The organism is Streptomyces sp. NPDC046925 (genome assembly GCF_040644915.1).
In the GTDB taxonomy this organism is placed as follows: Bacteria; Actinomycetota; Actinomycetes; order Streptomycetales; family Streptomycetaceae; genus Streptomyces.
The window spans coordinates 163,585-182,660 of sequence record NZ_JBEYWZ010000012.1 but is presented as its reverse complement, the minus strand read 5'-3'; the positions used below and the strand labels follow the sequence as shown (position 1 = coordinate 182,660).

20 protein-coding genes, 1 pseudogene and 1 riboswitch are annotated in these 19,076 nt (G+C 69.8%); of the genes and pseudogenes, 3 read left to right on the top strand and 18 right to left on the bottom strand.

The window, feature by feature from the left end; translation table 11 throughout:
* Positions 1 to 76: 76 nt before the first annotated feature.
* Positions 77 to 193: riboswitch (TPP riboswitch) on the bottom strand.
* A 39-nt stretch (positions 194 to 232) separates the two neighbouring features.
* Positions 233 to 1,339, bottom strand: a complete 1,107-nt coding sequence (gene rlmN / locus ABZ906_RS36055; RefSeq protein WP_361390037.1) for a 23S rRNA (adenine(2503)-C(2))-methyltransferase RlmN — start codon at positions 1,337 to 1,339, stop codon at positions 233 to 235.
* 146 nt (positions 1,340 to 1,485) lie between these two features.
* Between rlmN and ABZ906_RS36050 the strand changes: the two genes are divergently transcribed.
* Complete coding sequence (locus tag ABZ906_RS36050; protein ID WP_361390035.1) at positions 1,486 to 1,884, top strand: hypothetical protein; 399 nt, start codon at positions 1,486 to 1,488, stop codon at positions 1,882 to 1,884.
* A gap of 69 nt (positions 1,885 to 1,953) precedes the next feature.
* Positions 1,954 to 2,286 (top strand): DUF6233 domain-containing protein, encoded by a 333-nt coding sequence (locus ABZ906_RS36045; protein ID WP_361390033.1) that lies wholly within the window; start codon positions 1,954 to 1,956, stop codon positions 2,284 to 2,286.
* Between the two features lie 30 nt (positions 2,287 to 2,316).
* Here ABZ906_RS36045 and ABZ906_RS36040 read toward each other — a convergent pair whose 3' ends face one another.
* The 6 genes from ABZ906_RS36040 to rpsB all read right to left on the bottom strand — a co-directional run bounded on the left by ABZ906_RS36040 (position 2,317) and on the right by rpsB (position 8,072).
* Positions 2,317 to 3,168 carry an endonuclease/exonuclease/phosphatase family protein gene (locus ABZ906_RS36040; protein ID WP_361390031.1) on the bottom strand — a complete coding sequence of 284 codons (852 nt, stop codon included), beginning with the start codon at positions 3,166 to 3,168 and terminating at the stop codon, positions 2,317 to 2,319.
* A gap of 267 nt (positions 3,169 to 3,435) precedes the next feature.
* Entirely contained in the window at positions 3,436 to 4,512 is a 1,077-nt protein-coding gene (locus ABZ906_RS36035; protein WP_361390029.1) for a phosphatidate cytidylyltransferase, read from the bottom strand.
* A 34-nt stretch (positions 4,513 to 4,546) separates the two neighbouring features.
* The gene (gene frr, locus ABZ906_RS36030) at positions 4,547 to 5,104 is read right to left on the bottom strand and encodes a ribosome recycling factor (RefSeq protein ID WP_127829926.1); all 558 of its coding nucleotides are present in this window, start codon (positions 5,102 to 5,104) and stop codon (positions 4,547 to 4,549) included.
* 151 nt (positions 5,105 to 5,255) lie between these two features.
* Positions 5,256 to 6,020, bottom strand: coding sequence for a UMP kinase (pyrH, locus tag ABZ906_RS36025; RefSeq protein WP_361390027.1), 765 nt, complete (start codon positions 6,018 to 6,020; stop codon positions 5,256 to 5,258).
* A 186-nt stretch (positions 6,021 to 6,206) separates the two neighbouring features.
* On the bottom strand, positions 6,207 to 7,043 hold the full coding sequence (gene tsf, locus ABZ906_RS36020; protein ID WP_361194064.1) for a translation elongation factor Ts: 837 nt from the start codon (positions 7,041 to 7,043) through the stop codon (positions 6,207 to 6,209).
* Between the two features lie 93 nt (positions 7,044 to 7,136).
* Positions 7,137 to 8,072, bottom strand: coding sequence for a 30S ribosomal protein S2 (gene rpsB / locus ABZ906_RS36015; RefSeq protein ID WP_361390025.1), 936 nt, complete (start codon positions 8,070 to 8,072; stop codon positions 7,137 to 7,139).
* A 290-nt stretch (positions 8,073 to 8,362) separates the two neighbouring features.
* Here rpsB and ABZ906_RS36010 point away from each other — a divergent pair.
* Positions 8,363 to 8,896, top strand: a pseudogene (locus ABZ906_RS36010) (M23 family metallopeptidase); the annotation flags it as partial.
* A gap of 571 nt (positions 8,897 to 9,467) precedes the next feature.
* Here ABZ906_RS36010 and ABZ906_RS36005 read toward each other — a convergent pair.
* The 11 genes from ABZ906_RS36005 to lepB (ABZ906_RS35955) all read right to left on the bottom strand — a co-directional run bounded on the left by ABZ906_RS36005 (position 9,468) and on the right by lepB (ABZ906_RS35955) (position 19,036).
* Positions 9,468 to 10,025, bottom strand: a complete 558-nt coding sequence (locus tag ABZ906_RS36005; protein WP_361194330.1) for a helix-turn-helix domain-containing protein — start codon at positions 10,023 to 10,025, stop codon at positions 9,468 to 9,470.
* Between the two features lie 132 nt (positions 10,026 to 10,157).
* Positions 10,158 to 11,000: an RNA polymerase sigma factor WhiG gene (gene whiG, locus ABZ906_RS36000; protein ID WP_361194069.1), complete on the bottom strand. Its 843-nt coding sequence runs from the start codon at positions 10,998 to 11,000 to the stop codon at positions 10,158 to 10,160.
* A gap of 338 nt (positions 11,001 to 11,338) precedes the next feature.
* On the bottom strand, positions 11,339 to 12,490 hold the full coding sequence (dprA, locus tag ABZ906_RS35995) for a DNA-processing protein DprA (RefSeq protein ID WP_361390023.1): 1,152 nt from the start codon (positions 12,488 to 12,490) through the stop codon (positions 11,339 to 11,341).
* Entirely contained in the window at positions 12,487 to 14,106 is a 1,620-nt protein-coding gene (locus tag ABZ906_RS35990) for an ATP-binding protein (protein WP_361390021.1), read from the bottom strand. Before ABZ906_RS35990 ends, dprA begins: the two co-directional genes overlap by 4 nt.
* Positions 14,107 to 14,484, bottom strand: coding sequence for a YraN family protein (locus ABZ906_RS35985; protein ID WP_361390019.1), 378 nt, complete (start codon positions 14,482 to 14,484; stop codon positions 14,107 to 14,109).
* Positions 14,485 to 14,674: 190 nt separating this feature from the next.
* On the bottom strand, positions 14,675 to 14,983 hold the full coding sequence (locus ABZ906_RS35980) for a DUF2469 domain-containing protein (RefSeq protein WP_003965949.1): 309 nt from the start codon (positions 14,981 to 14,983) through the stop codon (positions 14,675 to 14,677).
* 55 nt (positions 14,984 to 15,038) lie between these two features.
* A complete protein-coding gene (locus ABZ906_RS35975) occupies positions 15,039 to 15,542 on the bottom strand; it encodes an NUDIX hydrolase (RefSeq protein ID WP_361390017.1) in 504 nt (167 codons plus the stop codon).
* The gene (lepB, locus tag ABZ906_RS35970; RefSeq protein ID WP_361194077.1) at positions 15,532 to 16,302 is read right to left on the bottom strand and encodes a signal peptidase I; all 771 of its coding nucleotides are present in this window, start codon (positions 16,300 to 16,302) and stop codon (positions 15,532 to 15,534) included. The genes ABZ906_RS35975 and lepB (ABZ906_RS35970) overlap by 11 nt, the downstream gene beginning before the upstream one ends.
* 80 nt (positions 16,303 to 16,382) lie before the next feature.
* Positions 16,383 to 17,354, bottom strand: a complete 972-nt coding sequence (gene lepB, locus ABZ906_RS35965; RefSeq protein ID WP_361390015.1) for a signal peptidase I — start codon at positions 17,352 to 17,354, stop codon at positions 16,383 to 16,385.
* On the bottom strand, positions 17,239 to 18,324 hold the full coding sequence (gene lepB, locus ABZ906_RS35960; protein WP_361194081.1) for a signal peptidase I: 1,086 nt from the start codon (positions 18,322 to 18,324) through the stop codon (positions 17,239 to 17,241). Before lepB (ABZ906_RS35960) ends, lepB (ABZ906_RS35965) begins: the two co-directional genes overlap by 116 nt.
* Positions 18,317 to 19,036 carry a signal peptidase I gene (gene lepB / locus ABZ906_RS35955; protein WP_361390013.1) on the bottom strand — a complete coding sequence of 240 codons (720 nt, stop codon included), beginning with the start codon at positions 19,034 to 19,036 and terminating at the stop codon, positions 18,317 to 18,319. The genes lepB (ABZ906_RS35960) and lepB (ABZ906_RS35955) overlap by 8 nt, the downstream gene beginning before the upstream one ends.
* Positions 19,037 to 19,076 lie beyond the last annotated feature (40 nt).

The following is a 19,076-nucleotide window of genomic DNA, read 5'->3' as shown; positions in this document are numbered from 1 at the left end:
GGAGTGACCAGGAAGAGACGCGGCCCTGCCCGCGGACCAGGCCGGATCGGACCGGTTCGCGGGCAGGGCGCAACAGCTTGAGTGGTGTCCGAACTTCCTACCCGGAATGACCCGGGCAAGGTTCAGAGGGTCTGCGGCCAACCTGTCCTTGGTGCCGCACTCTCAGCGCTGTGGCGCTCCCCTGTCGGAATATGAAGATGTGTTCCGGCTGTGCAGTTGTGTTCAAGCCAGACTAACGCTCCGACGCGGCAAGCTGACCGCATGCCCCGTCGATCTCCTGACCTCGGGTGTCACGAACCGTGACGGGCACCCCGTGAGCGGCGATGGCGTCCACGAAGGCCTTTTCGTCCTCCGGCCGCGATGCCGTCCACTTCGAGCCCGGCGTCGGGTTCAGCGGGATCAGGTTCACGTGCACGGGCTTGTTCCTGAGCAGCCGCCCGAGCCGGTCACCGCGCCAGGCGTGGTCGTTGATGTCCCGGATCAGCGCGTACTCGATGGAGAGGCGGCGCCCGGACTTGGCCGCGTACGCCCAGCCCGCGTCGAGGACCTCACGCACGTTCCACCGCGTGTTGACGGGTACGAGGGTGTCGCGGAGCTCGTCGTCCGGCGCGTGCAGCGAGATGGCGAGCCGGCACTTGAAGCCCTCGTCGGCGAACCGGTGGATGGCGGGCACGAGCCCGACGGTCGAGACGGTGATGCCGCGCTGGGAGAGCCCCACGCCGTCCGGCTCGGGGTCGGTCAGCCTGCGGATGGCTCCGGTGACCCGGTTGTAGTTGGCGAGCGGCTCGCCCATCCCCATGAAGACGATGTTGGAGAGCCGGGCGGGCCCACCGGGAATCTCCCCGTCCCGGAGCGCGCGCATCCCATCAACAATCTGGTGCACGATCTCGGCGGTCGACAGATTCCGGTCGAGACCGGCCTGCCCCGTCGCACAGAACGGGCAGTTCATCCCGCACCCGGCCTGCGACGAGATGCACATCGTCACGCGGTCGGGATAGCGCATGAGCACGGACTCGACGAGCGTCCCGTCGAACAACCGCCACAGCGTCTTGCGCGTGGTGTCGTCGTCACAGCTGATGTGCCGCACCACGGACATCAGCTCGGGAAGCAGCGCCTCCTGCAGCTTCCCGCGCGACCCGGCGGGGATGTCGGTCCACTGCTCCGGGTCGTGCGCGTACCGCGCGAAGTAGTGCTGCGAGAGCTGCTTGGCGCGAAACGGTTTCTCGCCGACGGCGGCGACGGCTTCCTTGCGCTCGGCGGGCGTGAGGTCGGCGAGATGCCGCGGCGGCTTCTTGGCTCCACGGGGCGCGACAAAGGTAAGTTCTCCGGGTACAGGCATGGTCCATCCAGTGTCGCAGACATCCGGACCCTGACCGGGTCACCGCCTGCGGGTGAGGTCGTCGTGCGTTCTCGACGCCCGGCCCAGCGATCGCCCCCCTTGGAATTTCTATCGAAATAGATGACATGCCCGCTTAAGATCTGCGGATGCTCCTGAAGTGGACGGGTCTCGTCGCGCTGACTGCCTTCGTCGCCGCCGTGGTCAGCCTGGCCTGGGGGATAGCCGGGCTGATGGATGGCCCGCCCTGCCCGAACAGCCGCGGGTGCCCGGCCGTTCCGGACGCCGGCAGGCGCATGGCCGCAACGTTCATCGGCGGCTTCGCGCTCGCCCCCGGTTTTATGTACGCGGTTCGCAAGGAGGACTGGCACCCCCTTGTGGGACTACCGATCGGGGGCGTCATCGGTGCGGCCGTGATGCTGTCGACGGGGCAGACGCTCAGTTTCTGGCTGGTGGCTGCGCTGCTGATCGCGGCCACCAGCGGCACCGCGATCGGGCTGCGGATCGCGATCCGGTCCCTCACCGTGCAGCCGGCGCCTGTCGATTGACCGCGGGGCACGCAGCCACCCCCTCACCTTCTTCGAAGCCTCGCAGGCCAGCCCCTTAGACTCGAACATGTGAGCGACCTCCCGCCTGACCTGCCGCGTCTTCGCACCCTGCGGACCTGGCATGCCATGTGGGTTCAGCGGCTGGACGAGGCGATCGGGGTCGCCGAGCGGCGGGAGGCCGAGCGGGTTCGTGGTGAGCGGGCCCGGCCGCCCGTCCCCGAGTGGCTGGTCGAGCAGGGGCTCGACGGGCGCGCCCCGGTGTACGTGCACGTCGGCGGCTGCCACATGGCGGGCAAGCGGTCCCGCGGCGTCAGCAGGGACCAGGCGCGCCAAGCGCTGTACGAGCAGATCGACGCGTGCCCGCACTGCCGTCCCGACACCGAGCTCGGCGTACTGGAGTGAGCCACGAGGAGTGAGGCCACGAGGAGTGAGCTACGCCGGTCCCAGGTCGGCGTGCACCAAGTCGTGGTCCGAGTACTCGGTCAGGTGCACGCCATGCTCCAGCGAGACGAAGCCGCGCAGAAAGACGTAGTCGAACTTGCTCTGCCAGTCGGTGGTCGTCTCGCAGTCGCCGCTGCCCGTGGCCGAAGGGCCGCAGTCGGGGTCGGCGTCCGCGGCCAGGCCCCACATCCCGGTGAGCTCGGGGCTCTCCGGCACCGCGTTGAAGTCACCGAGCACGATCGTGCGGTCGTGCCGGGCGACCGCCTTCGCCAGTACGCCTGCCTGTTCCGTCCGGACCTCCGCCTGCTGCCGCTGGGCCAGGTGCGTGTTGAAGACCCGGACGGGGCGGCCGTCCACCGTGGTGGTGACCTCCATGTACCCCCGGTCCTCGGATCCGCCGTCGGGGTACTCCACGCTCACGCGGTCCTTCATCGGCGCCGCCGAGAGAATCGCCTGCCCGAAGCCGCCGGGATTCCACGGCAGTCCCCCGCAGCGGCTCCAACTGTGCAGCACCGACCCGTACTCGACGTGGTAGTCGAGCCCGTACAGGTACTGGAGATAGTCCCGGATCCTCTCCACGTCCCGCACGCACGCCTCCTGCAGCCCGACGACCTGGGGCGCGTACGAGGCGATGTCCGCGGCCCGGCCTGCGTTGCTCCCGGATTCGTTGCAGGGATTGCAGATGTTCCACGTCATGACGCGGTTCGGCACGAAGTCATCGGGGGCGCCGGCCGGCAGCGGCTTGGCGACGCGGGTTCCGTCCGGCGCGCTGGGGCCGACGAGCGCCATGCAGGCCAAGATCACGCCGCCCGCGAGAAACCGCGCGCCGACTCCGGTCACCATCGTCTCCTCAAGATCCTCAAGGCGGAGACACGCGGCATCACTGGAAGTGTCCCCCTGCGAGGCTATGGGACGGGCCGTAAGGGACACATGAGGTGACGGGATCTCGTCGTATAGGGCAGTCCCGTGCGTACAAAAAACGCCTGCGAAAAGGGGCCCGCCGCCCCCATGGACGACGAGCCCCTCACGTACAGATCACGCACGCATCACGCATCACGCATCACGCATCACGCATCACGTCACGCATCACGCACACCCGCGCAGCCCCGCTCAGCCGGACCCCACGAAGACGACCAGCAGCAGCCACACCACCGGCGCGGTCGGCAGCAGCGAGTCGAGGCGGTCCATGATGCCCCCGTGACCGGGGAGCAGCGTGCCCATGTCCTTGATGCCGAGGTCCCGCTTGATCATGGATTCGCCGAGGTCACCGAGGGTCGCGCTCGCGGCGACCGCGAGGCCGATGAGCAGCCCCTGCCACCACGTGCCGCCGTCTATCAGGAACTCCATGCACAGCGCGCCCGCCGCCATCGCGAACGTCACCGCGCCGACCAGGCCCTCGCGGGTCTTGCCGGGGCTGATGCGCGGGGCGAGCTTGTGCTTGCCGAAGCGCCAGCCGATCGCGTACGCCCCGGTGTCGCTGACCACGGTCAGGAGCAGGAACGTGAGGACCCGCATCGGACCGTCGTCCGCGGTGAGCATCATCGCCACGAACGTGGCGAGGAACGGGACGTAGAACGCCGCGAAGACGCCCGCCGTGACGTCCTTCAGATAGCCCTCGGGCGGCTCGGTCATCCGCCAGACGAGCACCGCGAGCGCGGTGAGCGCCATGGCGACCCAGGCGCCCTCGGGCCCGCGGACATACCCGGCGACGACCATCGCGGCGCCGCCCACCGCGAGCGGAACCAGCGGCGCCTTGATGCCCTTGCGCTCCTGAAGCCGTGAGGTGAGCTCCCAGAGACCGACCACGACGGCGACCGCTATGACACCGACGAAGACGGCCTTCACGATGAAGAGCGACGCGATGATCACCACGCCGAGCCCGACGCCGACTCCTATGGCCGCGCCGAGGTCACGGCCCGCGCTCTTCTTCTGCGGCGCCTGAGGCGCGCGCGGCGCCTCAGGGGCGGGCTGTGATGCTGCGCTGGGCATGGGCTCCTGGGGTACGTCAGGCACGTCAGGCATGTCGGGCACGATGGGCATGGGCCGCGTCTCTGCTGGATACAGGGCGTCATGCGCATCGTACGCGGGACCTGCCGGAGCAGCCCCTTGAGCACCTTGAGCAGGGCCCTGGTCGGGCGGCCCCCAGTACCCGGCTCTGGGAGGCGCCCCCCGGGAAGAGTCGTTCACGGATCGGATTCCTCAGTCCTCAGACCTCGAGCCCTCAGACCTCGAGCAGCTCGGCTTCCTTGTGCTTGAGCAGCTCGTCCACCTGGGCGACGTACTTCGCGGTGGTGTCGTCGAGCTCCTTCTCCGCGCGCCGGCCCTCGTCCTCGCCGATGTCGCCGTCCTTGATCGCCTTGTCGATCGCTTCCTTCGCCTTGCGGCGGATGGAGCGGATCGAGATCTTGGAGTCCTCGGCCTTGGTCTTGGCGACCTTGATGTACTCCTTGCGGCGGTCCTGCGTCAGCTCGGGGAACGTCACCCGGATGATGTTGCCGTCGTTGCTGGGGTTGACGCCGAGGTCGGAGTCGCGGATCGCCTGTTCGATGTTGCGCAGCGCGCTCTTGTCGAACGGGGTCACCACGGCCATCCGCGGCTCGGGCACCGAGAACGAGGCCAGCTGATTGATCGGCGTAAGGGCGCCGTAGTAGTCGGCCACGATCTTGTTGAACATCGCCGGGTGCGCACGGCCTGTGCGAATCGCGGCGAAGTCCTCCTTGGCGACCACGACGGCCTTCTCCATCTTCTCCTCGGCCTCGAGGAGGGTCTCTTCGATCACCACTTGCTCCTGCGTGTTGTGAGTGGGCTGGGGGCGCCCCCACACGGTGAAGTAGGGGGAGTCCATGGGGTGTCGGCTGCGTCGCGTCTCTTTCCCTGCACCGTGTCCGACCGGCAGGGCTTTGTCCATCCCCCGGGGGGCGTCCCCGGGATCAGGCGCGGGTGCCCTCGTCGCCCACGAGCGTGCCGATCTTCTCACCCTTGACGGCACGGGCGATATTGCCGGAGGAGAGCAACTCGAACACCAGGATGGGCAGCTTGTTGTCGCGGCACAGCGTGATCGCGGTCATGTCGGCGACCTTCAGGTCGCGGGTGATGACCTCGCCGTAGCCGAGCGCGTCGTACTTCACCGCGTCCGGGTTGGTCTTGGGGTCGGAGTCGTAGACCCCGTCGACGCCGTTCTTGCCCATGAGCAGGGCCTCGGCGTCGATCTCCAGGGCGCGCTGCGCCGCGGTCGTGTCGGTGGAGAAGTACGGCATGCCCATACCGGCGCCGAAGATGACCACACGGCCCTTCTCCAGGTGCCGTACGGCGCGCAGCGGGATGTACGGCTCCGCGACCTGGCCCATCGTGATGGCGGTCTGCACGCGGCAGTCGATGCCCTCCTTCTCCAGGAAGTCCTGGAGGGCGAGGCAGTTCATGACCGTGCCGAGCATGCCCATGTAGTCGGAGCGCGCACGGTCCATGCCGCGCTGCTGGAGCTCCGCGCCGCGGAAGAAGTTGCCGCCGCCGATGACGGCCGCGATCTGGGCGCCGTCGCGGACGACCGCGGCGATCTCCTTGGCGATCGCGTGCACCACGTCGGGGTCGACGCCAAGGCCGCCCCCGCCGGCGAATGCCTCACCGGAGAGCTTCAGCAGGAAACGACCGGGGACTTTGTCGTCGCCACTGTTTGTGTCGGCCTTGGTGGTGGTCATGGAGTTCTCGCTTCTTTTTGCTCGGCGCACATACGAAGAAGGCCATTGCCGGTGGGGTGTCGTTCGCATCCCATGCTCGGCAATGGCCTCCTCGTCAGATCCTGCGGTCGTACGTCGCGTACCGGATGAGTACGCGGGCGACCGCTGTCGACCCTAGCGGGGTCTACCGTCGATCGCGGTACGGACTCAGATGCCGACCTTGATGCGCGAGAAGCGCTTCAGGGTGACACCGGCCTCGTCCAGGACCTTCTGGACGGACTTCTTGTTGTCGAGAGCGTACGGCTGACCGAGGAGGGTGGCCTCCTTGAAGAAGCCGTTGACGCGACCCTCGACGATCTTGGGCAGCGCGGCCTCGGGCTTGCCCTCGGCGCGGGTGGTCTCCTCGGCGACGCGGCGCTCGGACTCGACGACCTCGGCCGGGACGTCCTCACGGGAGAGGTACTTCGGCGCGAAGGCGGCGATGTGCTGCGCGATGCCCTTGGCGAGGTCGGCGTCGGCCTTGTCCAGCTCGACCAGAACACCGATCTGCGGGGGCAGGTCGGGCATGGTGCGGTGCATGTACGCGGTGACGTAGGTGCCCGAGAACTGCGCGAAGCGGTCCAGGACGATCTTCTCGCCGAGGTTGGCGTTGGCCTCGTCGACGTACGCCTGGACGGTCTTGCCGGCCTCGATCTCCGAGGCGAGCAGCGCCTGGATGTCGGCGGGGGACGTCTTGGCGATGTGCGCGGCCAGCGAGTTCGCCACGGCCTGGAACTTCTCGCCCTTGGCGACGAAGTCCGTCTCGCACTTCAGCTCGACGATCACGCCGGAGGTGTTGTCGTCGGCGATGAGGGAAACCACGGCGCCGTTCTCGGCGGAGCGGCCCTCGCGCTTGGCGACGCCCTTCTGGCCCTTGATGCGCAGGGCCTCGACGGCCTTGTCGACGCTGCCGTCGGCCTCGTCGAGCGCCTTCTTGCAGTCCATCATGCCGGCGCCCGTGAGCTCGCGGAGCTTCTTGACGTCAGCGGCGGTGTAGTTCGCCATGATCCTGAAATTCTCTTTCGGAGGTCTGAAAGATCTACGGGTGAACGGCGGGGGCCTGTGGGCCCCCGCCGTCAACTACCGAACCTGTGAAGGTCAGGCCTGCTCGGTCTCCGCGGCGGGGGCCTCGGCCTCAGCGGCGGCGGCGGGGGCCTCGGCCTGCTCGGCGTCGGCGGCCTTCTCCGTCTCCGCGGACTTCTGAACCTCGGCCTCGGCGGCCTTCGGCTCGTCGGCCTTGGGCTCGTCGGCCTTCTTCTCGCCCTCGAGCAGGTCGCGCTCCCACTCGGCGAGCGGCTCGCCGGCGGCCTTCTCGCCCGGCTTCTGGTCGCCGGTGGCCACGCCGGAACGGGCGATGAGGCCCTCGGCGACGGCGTCGGCGATCACGCGGGTGAGCAGGGTGACGGAGCGGATCGCGTCGTCGTTGCCCGGGATCTTGTAGTCGACCTCGTCGGGGTCGCAGTTGGTGTCGAGGATGGCGACGACCGGAATGTTGAGCTTCCGGGCCTCGCCGACCGCGATGTGCTCCTTCTTGGTGTCCACGATCCAGACGGCGCTGGGCACCTTGGACATCTCGCGGATACCGCCGAGGGTCTTCTCCAGCTTGGCCTTCTCGCGGGAGAGGACGAGCAGCTCCTTCTTGGTGAGGCCGGACGCGGCCACATCCTCGAAGTCGATCTGCTCGAGCTCCTTCAGGCGCTGCAGGCGCTTGTAGACGGTCGAGAAGTTGGTGAGCATGCCGCCCAGCCAGCGCTGGTTCACGTAGGGCATGCCGACGCGGGTCGCCTGCTCGGCGATGGCCTCCTGCGCCTGCTTCTTCGTGCCGACGAACATGACCGTGCCGCCGTGGGCGACGGTCTCCTTGACGAACTCGTAGGCGCGGTCGATGTACGACAGCGACTGGAGCAGGTCGATGATGTAGATGCCGTTGCGCTCCGTGAAGATGAAGCGCTTCATCTTCGGGTTCCAACGACGGGTCTGGTGACCGAAGTGGACGCCGCTTTCCAGCAGCTCCCGCATCGTGACGACGGCCATGGCCGTACTCCTTGGTGTTCTCGGTTGTGCCGCGTCCGCCGGACGGCGGTCGCGCCTGACGCCCGCGATGCGCCGTGCCGCAAAGGACCGAGAGGCGCTGGCACCTGGCTTTTGATGGCCTGGTGTCGGGGCGTGCGAAGTCGACCCGGTGACCCGGATCGCCACAAGAAGTGTACGGGACCCGCGAGGCAGCGGGTGACGCCGCTGTCCACAACCGGCTGGTCATCCACAGATCCGGGCCATGATCCCTGCGGGCGGGTCCGGCGCGGGACGGTTCTGGCATGTCTCACATGCGAAGAAGCCCGGCCCTCGTGCTGCTGACGGCGGCACTGATCATCGCGGCGGTGCTGCCCGCCGGTGCGGCCGGGGAGCCGGTGCCGAAGGTGGGCGGCGCGTGGCCCGTGGGGGTGCGGCCCGCCGTCGTACGGGGGTGGGAGCCTCCGGCGACGGATTACGGGCGGGGGCACCGGGGTGTGGACCTCGCGGCGGCTCCGGGCGCCGTGGTCCGGGCGGTGGCGCCGGGCAGGGTCGCCTTCGCGGGCCGGGTGGCGGGCCGGGGCGTGGTCGCGGTGGAGCTCGCGGGCACGGGTGATCCGCCTCTGCGCACGACGTACGGGCCGGTGCGGGCCACGGTCGAGAAGGGCGACGAGGTGGTGACGGGCGAGGCGCTTGGGGTCCTCGAACTCCCTCCGGCGGCGACCACCCACTGCCCGAGCAGCTGCCTGCACTGGGGCCTGCTGCGCGCCGACGCGTACCTCGACCCGCTCTCGCTCCTGCCGCCATGGCTACTGCGACGCGGGGCACCGCGCCTGCTGCCGGTGATCGATGCGCCGCGTCCGGGGGCACGGGGGCTGCGGGGGCCGCGGGTGCCGCGGGGGCTGCGGATGGGCCCGCTCTTGGGGCCACCGGCGTGGGGGACGGGGCCGCCGTGGAGGCCGGGGGCGGCGTGGAGGCCAGGGGCGGCGTTCCCGCCATGGACGGGCACTCCGCACGGCAACGAAACGGGGCCACAGCTCATGCGGCCGCCCCCGTGAGGAGTAGGACCGGGCCAGCTTGGACAGGCACTCCGCACGGCGACAAAACAGGGCCACGCGACGCCTCGGCGCGGGCATCCACCCTGCTCCTGAGGCCGCCCCCGTGACGGACAGGACCGCCCTTCCGGCCGCGCCAGCCTGGACAGGCACTCCGCACGGCGACAAAAGAGGGCCACGCGACGCTTCACCGTCGGCGTCCACCGGGCTCCTGAGGCCGCCTCCGTGGGAGACGGGACCGCCCTTCCGGCCACCCCAGTCGCGGGCCGGCGCTTTGCGCGGCGGCGGAACAGGCGGCACGGCGCGCCCGACCGCCGGGTGTCCATCGGCGAGGGCTCCGTCCCGCGGCGCGGTGAGCGAAGGCTCAGCCCCGGACGCCCCGCAGTGCCATGGTGACGGCGGCTTCGGTGATGGCGGACGGGTCTTCCGCGGCGCCCAGCTCGATGCGCCGCACGGCCGCGTCCACGACACCCTGCAGAAGCATCGCCGCGAGCCGCGGTTCCGCATGCCCGAGCTCGCGCAGGGCCTCGCCGATCATGGTGACGAGCCCGCCGTGCGCGGCACGGATCTTCTCCCGCGCCCCCGCGTCCAGCTCGGCCGCGGAGATCGCCACGACGGCCCGGTGGCGCCGGTCGCCGACCAGAGCCAGCTGCCGGCGCACATACGCCTCGACCTTGCCCTCGGCGGACTCGGCCCGCTCCATCGCCGCCGAGACCTCCGCCGCCCAGACGGGGAAGTCGACCTCGCACAGCTCCTCGACGACCGCGGCACGCGACCGGAAGTACTCGTACACGGATGACCGCGCGAGCCCCGTGCGCTCGGCGAGGGCGGGGAAGGTCAACGCCTCCGTACCGCCCTCGGACAGCAGGGACCGCGCCGCGTCCAGGAGGGCGCCGCGCTGCATCGACCGGTGCTCGGCCACAGAGGCCGCTCGAATCCTTGGCACGCACTCCACTCTACGGATGTGACCGCCAGGACGGGAGTCGATGCACCTCGCGCGACCCCGGACGCCCGCCCCGCCCCGCCGACCGGCGGCAGGGACGATTCAGCGCGCTCAGCGGCCGAAACTCGCCAGCTTCGCCCGCAGCTGGAGCACCGATTTCGTGTGGATCTGGCTCACCCGGCTCTCCGTCACACCGAGCACGTTGCCGATCTCGGCGAGCGTAAGACCCTCGTAGTAGTAGAGCGTGACGACGGTCTTCTCCCGCTCGGGCAACGTGTTGATCGCGCGCGCGAGCAGCCGCCGCAGCTCACGGTCCTCGGCGACCTCCACGGGATTGTCGGCCGCGGTGTCCTCGAGCGTGTCCATCAGGCTCAGCCGGTTGCCGCCCTCGCCGCCGACATGCAGGAGCTCCTCCAGGGCCACCACGTTCGCCAGCGACAACTGGCTGAAAACCGCGTGCAGTTCCTCGAGGGCGACACCCATCTCCCGGGCGACCTCGCTCTCCGACGGCGTACGCCTCAACTGCGCCTCGAGCGTGGCGTAAGCCCGCTCGACGTTGCGCGCCTTCTGCCGCACGGACCGGGGAATCCAGTCGAGCGCCCGCAGTTCGTCGATCATCGCCCCGCGGATACGGGTGATCGCGTAGGTCTCGAACTTGATGGACCGCTCGATGTCGAACTTCTCGATCGCGTCGATGAGCCCGAACACCCCGGACGAGACGAAGTCCGCCTGCTCGACATTGGGCGGCAGGCCCACGCTCACCCGCCCTGCGACGTACTTCACCAGTGGCGAGTAGTGCAGGATCAACTGCTCGCGCAGCCGCCCGTCACCCGTCTCTTTGTACGACCGCCACAGCTCGTCCAGCGACGAGGGCGCGGGGGGCCGCTCCCGCTCGCCGCTACGGGCGGCGGGAGGAACTGCCGCCCGGTCGGACCCTGAGGTGTGCTGGGGCATTGGTCGCCTTGAGCCGTTCTGCCGTGAACTGGTGGAGTCGTGCGAGCCGATGGATTCGCCCGCACCCGCGAGGTGGTGAGCTTCCGTGAAGTGAATGAGGTTGTCCGTCTGCTTGCCTGTGATTGCGTCTGGTTGCCTGTCCGCGTCGGAATCCTTGTGAGCGTAGCGTGACTGAAGTGTCGCAGTGTGCGAACAGTAGGCGATCCTGCGCACGCAGATACGTTCCGCTGGGCTCCTCGCCGAGCTCCTTCCGTTGCCCTCCGTGACGACCGCGGAGCCTCAACTGCACGTTCTTGCAAGGCCATCAGGAGTTCATCCAGACGGCCGAACACGCTCGGTCACGGGCCGTGCGCCTCCGGGAAGACCGACACGTTCGCCTGGCGTGTCAACTGCCAGCCGTCGCCGTGTCGTTCGACGAACCCGAGAGAGCACAACTCGTACAACCGACCGACTGCCGCGTCGATCACCGTGCTCGCCCCGAGAGCGATCTCCCGGACCGACGCACTGCCTCGGGCCGGCAGCGCCGCCAGGACACGCGCGGCGTCCGCGGCGAGCAGATCACGCGGTACGACGGAGCCGCGCCGCTCCGGGGCCAGCTCGCCCATGTCGCCCACGAGCTCGACGATTTCCGCCGCGTCGGTCACCAGGACACCGTCACCCCGCAGCAGTTCGTGCACCCCCGCCGAGAGTCCGCTGGTCGCCGGCCCCGGCACCCCCATGGTGAACCGGCCGAGCTCCCGCGCACTGCGCGCCGTGGCGAGCGCACCGCTGCGATACGCGGCCTCGACGACGACACAACCCCTGGTCAGGGCGGCGATCACACGGTTACGGAGGATGAATCTGCTCGGCGTCGGATGATCACCCGGCGGCAACTCCCCCACCAGCAGACCCTGTTCCGCGATTCTCCCGAGCAACTCGGCGTGTCCCCGCGGATAGGCCCGGTCGACCCCGCACGCGAGCACCGCGACCGTGGCCCCGCCGACCCCCAGGGCTCCCCGGTGCGCGGCCCCGTCCACCCCATAGGCACCGCCCGACACGACCACCCAGCCCCGCTCGGCGAGCCCCGCCCCGAGCCCGGCCGACATATGCGCCCCGTACTCCGTGCAGGCCCGCGCGCCGACCACGGCCACCGACCGCAGCGCCCATATCCGCAGGCTGGCCCGCCCCCGCACCCAGAGCCCCACCGGCCGACCGTCCCCCAGGTCATCCAGCTGGACGGGCCACTCCTCGTCCCCCGGACACACGAACCGCGCCCCCGCATCCCGCGCCACCGCCAGGTCCTGCCCCGGCCGTGCCCTCGCCGCCCGCGCCCGCAGCCCTTCCCACCGCACCGGAGTCACCCCGCCGAGGCGCTCCTCCCCCGCGGTCAGCCGCCGCACCACTTCGACGGCGCCGGTCTCCCGCAGCCAACGCCCCGCCACCACGTCCCCCGGTTCGAGGATCCGGGTCAGGGCGACCCGCGCCAGACGCTCCTCCTCGGGCGAGGTCATGTCAGCGCCCCGATCGCCATCGGCACGCCCCGCGACACCCCCGTACGCAACTGCAGGGCCAGGGCGACGTCCTGCGCGGCGGGCCGGTCACGTCCTGCCAGGTCAGCGACGGTCCAGGCAACCCGCAGGACCCGGTCGAGCCCCCGCGCGGTCAGGAATCCACGCTCCAGGTCGAGTTCGGCGGCGTCCAGCGCGCCCGGCTCGGCGGGCCACCGCGTGCGCAGGGAGTGTCCCGGCACCTCGCTGTTGGTCCGCCAGCCGGTGCCGGTCAGCCTGGCCGCCGCTCTCTCCCTGGCGACACGCACCCGGTCGGCGACCGTCTGCGTGGAGTCCCCCCGCGTGCCGTACCCGGCCAGCTCGGAGCGCGTGACCGGCTCCACCTCCACCTTCAGGTCGATCCTGTCGAGCAACGGGCCCGAGAGCCGTGCCTGATAGCGGCGGACGGCGGCCGCCGGGCATTCGCAGCCGTCGCCGAGCAGCGTGTGCCGCCCGCAGGGGCAGGGGTTGGCCGCGAGCACCATCAGGAACTTCGCGGGCAGCCGCACCACACCCGCACTGCGGGCGATCACCACATGGCCCGCTTCCAGGGGCTGGCGCAAGGAGTCCAGCGTCTGACTGCTGAACTCCGGAGCCTCATCGAGAAAGAGCACCCCGCGATGAGCAAGCGAGACCGCTCCCGGCCGTGCGAGGCCCTTGCCGCCGCCCACGAGCGACTGCATCGTCGCGGAGTGGTGCGGCGCGCAGTACGGAGCGGTGTCCACCAGGGGCCTGCCCGGTGGCAGCATGCCCGCCACGGAGTGGACGGCGGTCACCTCCAGGGATTCTTCCCTGGTCAGCCGGGGCAGGATCGCGGGCAGCCGCTCCGCGAGCATCGTCTTTCCCGCGCCCGGCGGGCCCTGCAGAAACAAATGGTGCCCGCCCGCCGCCGCCACCTCCACGGCGGCCCTGGCCGACGCCTGTCCGACGACGTCGGCGAGGTCCAGGGCATGGGCGTCCTCCAGGCCGCCGCTGAGGCCCGTGCCCACACCGGTCCCGGGCACGCAGAGCCCCGCGAGCATCGGGTCGGGCCGACCGGGCTCGTCCAGCTCCTCCTCCGGCACCGGCTCATCGGTGAGCACGGCGATCAGCTGCCGCAGGCTGCGCACCCCGAGCACCGAGATCCCCGGCACCAGCGCGGCCTCGGCCGCCGTGCACTCCGGGACGACGACCTGCTCATAGCCCGCGTCCGCCGCCGCGAGAACCGCGGGAAGCACTCCCCGCACCGGTCGCACCCGTCCGTCGAGACCCAGCTCGCCGATCATCACGATGTCGGTGAGGGTCCGCGGATCGATGCGCTCCGCCGCGCCGAGCACCGCGCACGCCACCGCGAGATCGAAACCGCTGCCGCCCTTGGGCACCGACGCCGGACTGAGCCCCACCGTGAGCTTCTTCTGGGGCCATTCGCCGCCGGAGTTCACCACCGCGGCCCTGACCCGGTCCTTGCTCTCCGTCAGGCTCTTGTCCGGGAGCCCGACCAGCGTGAAGGCCGCCACTCCGGGCTCCAGGTCGGCCTGCACCTCGACGACCACGCCCTCGACGCCGACAAGGGCCACGGAACACGTACGCGCGAATCCCATTCAGGCCACCCCCCGCGCGTGCTCCACGACGGGGGCGCCCCGGCGCGGGACGAGCACGCCGACGAGGTCGATCCGCACCCCGCCGAGCGGTGGCCCGCCACGCTCCTCGATCCAGCGCTCGGCCAGCCGCCGCAGCCGCTCCGCCTTGGCCCTGCTCACGGCCGCCATCGGATGCTGGAAGACCCCGGAGCCGACCAGGCCGGCTCTGCGCGTCTTGACCTCACAGACGACCAGTGCTTCGCCGTCCATGGCCACGATGTCGATCTCGCCGGTCCTGCCACCGCGCCAGTTGCGCTCCAGAACCGTCATTCCGGCTTCGCCCAGCCGCCGCGCGGCCAGATCTTCGCCGTACCTCCCGAGTGCCCCCTGTGCGTTCATGTCGGCACCACCTCCGACACCCACACTGGGGCTCACCCGCGAGCGCTGTGGATCTTGGTGGACAGCTCATCCATTGTGGATAAACCGCTCACCCGTGACGGTGAACCGAGCGGTGAAACAGCCGGTCGACCGACCTGTGAGCCGGCCGGTCAACCGCCCTGTGAACCGAGCGGTCGACCGGCCGGTGAACTCAGCCTCCCGGCAGTTCGAGATCGCTCTTGTTGAGCTCCTCGATATTCACGTCCTTGAACGTCAGGACGCGCACCTGCTTCACGAACCGTGCGGGCCTGTACATGTCCCACACCCAGGCGTCCGCCATGGACACCTCGAAGAAAACCTCACCCTGGACCGAGTGCACCTGCATCTCGTAGTCGTTGGTGAGATAGAAGCGCCGTTCGGTCTCGATCACATATTTGAACAGACCGACGACATCGCGGTACTCCCGGTAGAGCTTCAGCTCCATCTCGGTCTCGTACTTCTCGAGGTCCTCGGCGCTCATGGCATGTTCCCCTTCAGCCGTGCGTCCCCCTATTGTGCGTCAGCCCCTGGAGCCTCTACACGATTTCCGTGTCGAGGGTCTCGGGCCGGCTCGGAGGACCCTCGTCGAGCAGCCTGCGAAGCAGCTCGGCGAGCCTGGTCGGATACACCGTCTCATGTGCCTCGGTCAGTTCCCGGCACGTCCACCAACGCGCTCCCGCGACAGTCCGCCGTTCCAGCTCCGTCAGCCCTGTCGCCCGCGTGGCCGTCTGTGACGTACGCGCGAGGAAGTACCGCTCGTCCTGGTCCCAGCGCCGCCCGGCGAAGGGGAAGGAGCAGAACCGCTGCCACAGGGCGGGACCGAGCTCGACCTCGGTGATGCCCGTCTCTTCCATCAGTTCTCGCAGCGCGGCCTGTTCATGCGTCTCGTCGCCCTCCAGACCGCCGCCCGGCGTGAACCACCAGTCGTTCGCAGGGTCGTCCGGCTCATGACCGTGCAGCAGCAGAATCCGGTCCTGCGGGTCAAGGAGAACCACCCGCGCGACCTCCCGCAACGCCTGCGGCTGCGGCTCAGCCGACACGGGCGGTCGCCCCCGAACCGTCGCGGCTCTGCGGACGCTCACGCCCGCGCCGCAGCCGCTTGGCCACCGGACCGTACGCGGCCCCGCCCATGACCAGGGCGGCACCGCCCACGACGGCCCACACCATGAGCCGCACGGGCCCGGGGTCGGAGATGCCGCCCGGCATGCCCGCGAAGCCATCGGGGCGCTCCAGCGTCCCGAACTTGCCCATCGGCCAGGCCACCGCGTCGACCCGCCCCTCCACCGCGCTGCGCGGCACGGAGCCATGGTTGGAGTCGCCGAGGTGCACGCTGGAGTCCAGGGAGCCGCTGCGCTCGTCACCGAGCAGGAAGAGGTTGCCCTCGGGGACCGTGGTGGCCGGGATACCGGTGGCCGCGGCGCCCTTGCCCTCGGGAAGATACGGTTCTGCGACCTTCTTGCCGTTGACCATCAGCTTGCCGTCCGTGCAGCAGGAGATCCGGTCACCGCCGACGCCGACCACACGCTTGACCATCGGCAGATCGCCCCAGCTCGCCTGCCGGAAGACGACGACGTCACCCCGGCGCACGTCGCTGCCGCCGTCCATCCGCTCCGCCAGGACCCGGTCGCCCGCGCCGATCGTCGGCGTCATCGAGCCGGTGGGAACGGTGTACGGCTGGTACACGATGGCGCCCCAGACGAAGCCTCCCAGGAAGAGCACACAGCCGAGGGCCACGGCGATGCCCGACAGCACGCTGCCGAGCCGTCCGTGGCCCTCGTCCGTACCTTGTGTCCTGCTCATCCCAGTGCTCCCCCATATCGGAGACGACCCCGCGCCCCTAGGAGCAGGAGCGCGGAAGATCAGCGATCTGGGACGGCACCCTACCCGGCGGTACCTCCGCCAGAAACCCTCGCGTCCCGGGCCGCGGCCACCGTGAGCCGGCGCCTGCGCCAGAGCACGAGCGGGACCGCACCCGCGAGCCCGAGGGCCGCCGGCGCCGCGCTCATGGCGGCGTTGATGCCCTGCTGGTCGAAGGTGTCCGGCTTGGGCAGCGTCGCCCAGCGGGTGGGCGGCCAGGCGATCACGATGGCGCGGCCCACGACGTTGTCCACGGGGACGGCGCCGCCGCCGGGCTGGTTCTGGTGATAGCGGGAGTCCAGCGAGTTCTGCCGGTGGTCACCCATGACCCAGATTTTGCCTGCCGGAACGGTGACCTTGAACTGGCCGCCCTGGTCGTCGACGGTGCAAGGGGTGTTGCCCTCGAAGACGTACGGCTCGTTCAGGGCCTTGCCGTTGACCTTCACCGGTCCGGTGCCCTTGCACTCGACCGTGTCGCCGCCGACCGCGATGACCCGCTTGATCAGGTCCTTCTCGTCCGCGGACGGCATCAGGCCGACCCAGCCCAGAACACGCTGGATCGCGTTCGGGTCGGGCGTGGGCTCACCGTCCAGCCAGTGGCCGGGGTCCCGGAAGACGACGACCTCGCCGCGCTCGGGCTCCGAGCCGAACCACGGGGTCAGCTTGTCGACCAGGACGCGGTCGCCCTTCTGGAGCGTGTTCTGCATCGAGTCCGAGGGAATCGAGAACGCCTGCACCAGGAAGGTCTTGATCACCAGCGCCAGGATCAGCGCGATGCCGATGAGGAGCGGCAGCTCCTTCCAGAAGGAGCGGGGCTTCTTCGCCCCCTTGGCCCGCTTCCCGTCCTGCTCACCGGGCGCGGGCGTGGCGCCCGCGGAGTCACTCGCCGGGTTCACGCCGTCCGCTGCGGCCTCGACCTCGGGCTCGTCCGACCGCCCTGGCTGCTCCTCGGGCCCACCGTGCCCGGACCGTGCGCCGACCGCCACATCCCCCACATCCACTCCTCAGTCCGTGCCGCTGCCCGCTCTTGATGTGATGCAGGCCCACCACTCCCATAACGAGCGGGAGTTCCGCAGGGGTCGGGAGTCCGGTCAATCCGTATCGATCGCCGGGAGCCACCCTATGCGACGGCCCCATGGCGGTGTCCGACCCCGCACGCGCGTCGGGCACGGACGCGTACGTTCCGGGCTCCTCCAGCTTGCGCCAGTGGTCGAAGGGCCAGGCGATGACGAGCGCGCGTCCCACCACGCTGTCCTCGGACACGGTGCCGCTGAACTTCTCGGTCCGGTGGAAACGGGAGTCGGCGGAGTCCGAGCGGTGGTCGCCCATGACGAAGAGGCGCCCCTCGGGGACCTTCACCTCGAACTCGAAGGACGACGGCTCGTCACCAGGATTGATGTAGGGCTCGGTGAGCGGGACGCCGTTGACCGTGAGTTTCTTGTTCTTGTCACAGCACTTCACGGTGTCGCCGCCGACGCCGACCACGCGCTTGATCAGGTCTCGTTCGTCGTCGGAGGGCAGCAGCCCGATGAAGGTCAGGCCTTCCTTGACCTGCTTGACGACCACGGGGTCGTCCTTCTTCTTGGTCTGTTCGTCCTTGAGCCAGTTTCCGGGGTCCTTGAAGACGACGACGTCACCGCGCTCGGGCTTGGCTCCGAACCACGGGGTGAGCTTGTCGACGAGGACGCGGTCGCCGACCTTGATCGTCTGTTCCATCGAGCCGGAGGGGATCACGAAGGCCTGCACCAGGAAGGTCTTCAGGACCAGGGCTATGAGCAGCGCGACGCCTATGAGGAGAGGTATCTCCTTGATCGCGGAGCGCTGTCTGCGCCGCTTGACCTTCTTCGCGAGCTTGCGCCGCTCGGCCCTGCCGGGCAGTACGGGACCGGTGGTGGGCCGGGAGCCGGTGGGCAGCCTGGTGTCGGCCCGGTGGCTGGCGTCGCGCGTCCGTCCGCGGTTACCCATGCGCGCCGCCCGGTGCGGGCACGCGCGCGTAGCCTTCGGGACGCTCCAGGGAGGTCCAGTGGCCGATGGGCCAGGCGATCCAGTCGGCTCTGCCGATCACGGAGTCGACGGGGATCATCCCGCCGCCGGGGGCACCGAGGTAATCACGGGAGTCGCGGGAGTCGCTGCGGTGGTCACCGAGGAGGAACAGGCTGCCTTCGGGGACGACGGCGACGAAGGGCACCTTCGAGGGGGCGTCCCCCGGGTACAGGTACGGCTCGTCGACGGGCTCGCCGTTCACCTTGATCCTCCCCCGCTTGTCGCAGCAGACCACCCGGTCTCCCGCCACCCCTGCGACCCGCTTGATGTAGTCGGCATCCCCGAAGTAGCCGCTGCCGTCGAAGACGACCGCGTCACCTCGCTGCGGCTCGGAACCGAAACGGTACGCCAACTTGTTGACGAGTACCCGGTCTCCGACCCGGAATGCGGGCTCCATGGAGCTGCTGGGGATCTGGAACGGCTGCATCACGAAGGTGCTGACGACCAGCAGGGACACCATGCAAACGAGCAGCGTCAGGGTGATTCTGCCGCCCGGCACCCGGGAGACGAACGACATAAGAGCGGAGCGCGACCGGTCCTCCGCCCCCGCGGACTCCCCGTCGCTCTGGGCGCTCGGGGAATCGGTGGGTGGGGAGGAGCGGTCGCGCTCCGTGTGCTGTGCTTCGGTGTCCATCGGGGCCAGATGCTATCCGGCTCCGATGTGGACCCGTGCG

What these genes read in the sequence shown, in the direction of transcription:
- rlmN (WP_361390037.1), bottom strand. Translation starts at nt 1,339, where the DNA reads ATGCCTGTACCCGGAGAACTTACCTTTGTCGCGCCCCGTGGAGCCAAG.
- ABZ906_RS36050 (WP_361390035.1), top strand. Translation starts at nt 1,486, where the DNA reads ATGCTCCTGAAGTGGACGGGTCTCGTCGCGCTGACTGCCTTCGTCGCC.
- ABZ906_RS36040 (WP_361390031.1), bottom strand. Translation starts at nt 3,168, where the DNA reads ATGGTGACCGGAGTCGGCGCGCGGTTTCTCGCGGGCGGCGTGATCTTG.
- pyrH (WP_361390027.1), bottom strand. Translation starts at nt 6,020, where the DNA reads ATGACCACCACCAAGGCCGACACAAACAGTGGCGACGACAAAGTCCCC.
- tsf (WP_361194064.1), bottom strand. Translation starts at nt 7,043, where the DNA reads ATGGCGAACTACACCGCCGCTGACGTCAAGAAGCTCCGCGAGCTCACG.
- rpsB (WP_361390025.1), bottom strand. Translation starts at nt 8,072, where the DNA reads ATGGCCGTCGTCACGATGCGGGAGCTGCTGGAAAGCGGCGTCCACTTC.
- whiG (WP_361194069.1), bottom strand. Translation starts at nt 11,000, where the DNA reads ATGCCCCAGCACACCTCAGGGTCCGACCGGGCGGCAGTTCCTCCCGCC.
- dprA (WP_361390023.1), bottom strand. Translation starts at nt 12,490, where the DNA reads ATGACCTCGCCCGAGGAGGAGCGTCTGGCGCGGGTCGCCCTGACCCGG.
- ABZ906_RS35990 (WP_361390021.1), bottom strand. Translation starts at nt 14,106, where the DNA reads ATGGGATTCGCGCGTACGTGTTCCGTGGCCCTTGTCGGCGTCGAGGGC.
- ABZ906_RS35985 (WP_361390019.1), bottom strand. Translation starts at nt 14,484, where the DNA reads ATGAACGCACAGGGGGCACTCGGGAGGTACGGCGAAGATCTGGCCGCG.
- ABZ906_RS35980 (WP_003965949.1), bottom strand. Translation starts at nt 14,983, where the DNA reads ATGAGCGCCGAGGACCTCGAGAAGTACGAGACCGAGATGGAGCTGAAG.
- lepB (WP_361194077.1), bottom strand. Translation starts at nt 16,302, where the DNA reads ATGAGCAGGACACAAGGTACGGACGAGGGCCACGGACGGCTCGGCAGC.
- lepB (WP_361194081.1), bottom strand. Translation starts at nt 18,324, where the DNA reads ATGGGTAACCGCGGACGGACGCGCGACGCCAGCCACCGGGCCGACACC.
- lepB (WP_361390013.1), bottom strand. Translation starts at nt 19,036, where the DNA reads ATGGACACCGAAGCACAGCACACGGAGCGCGACCGCTCCTCCCCACCC.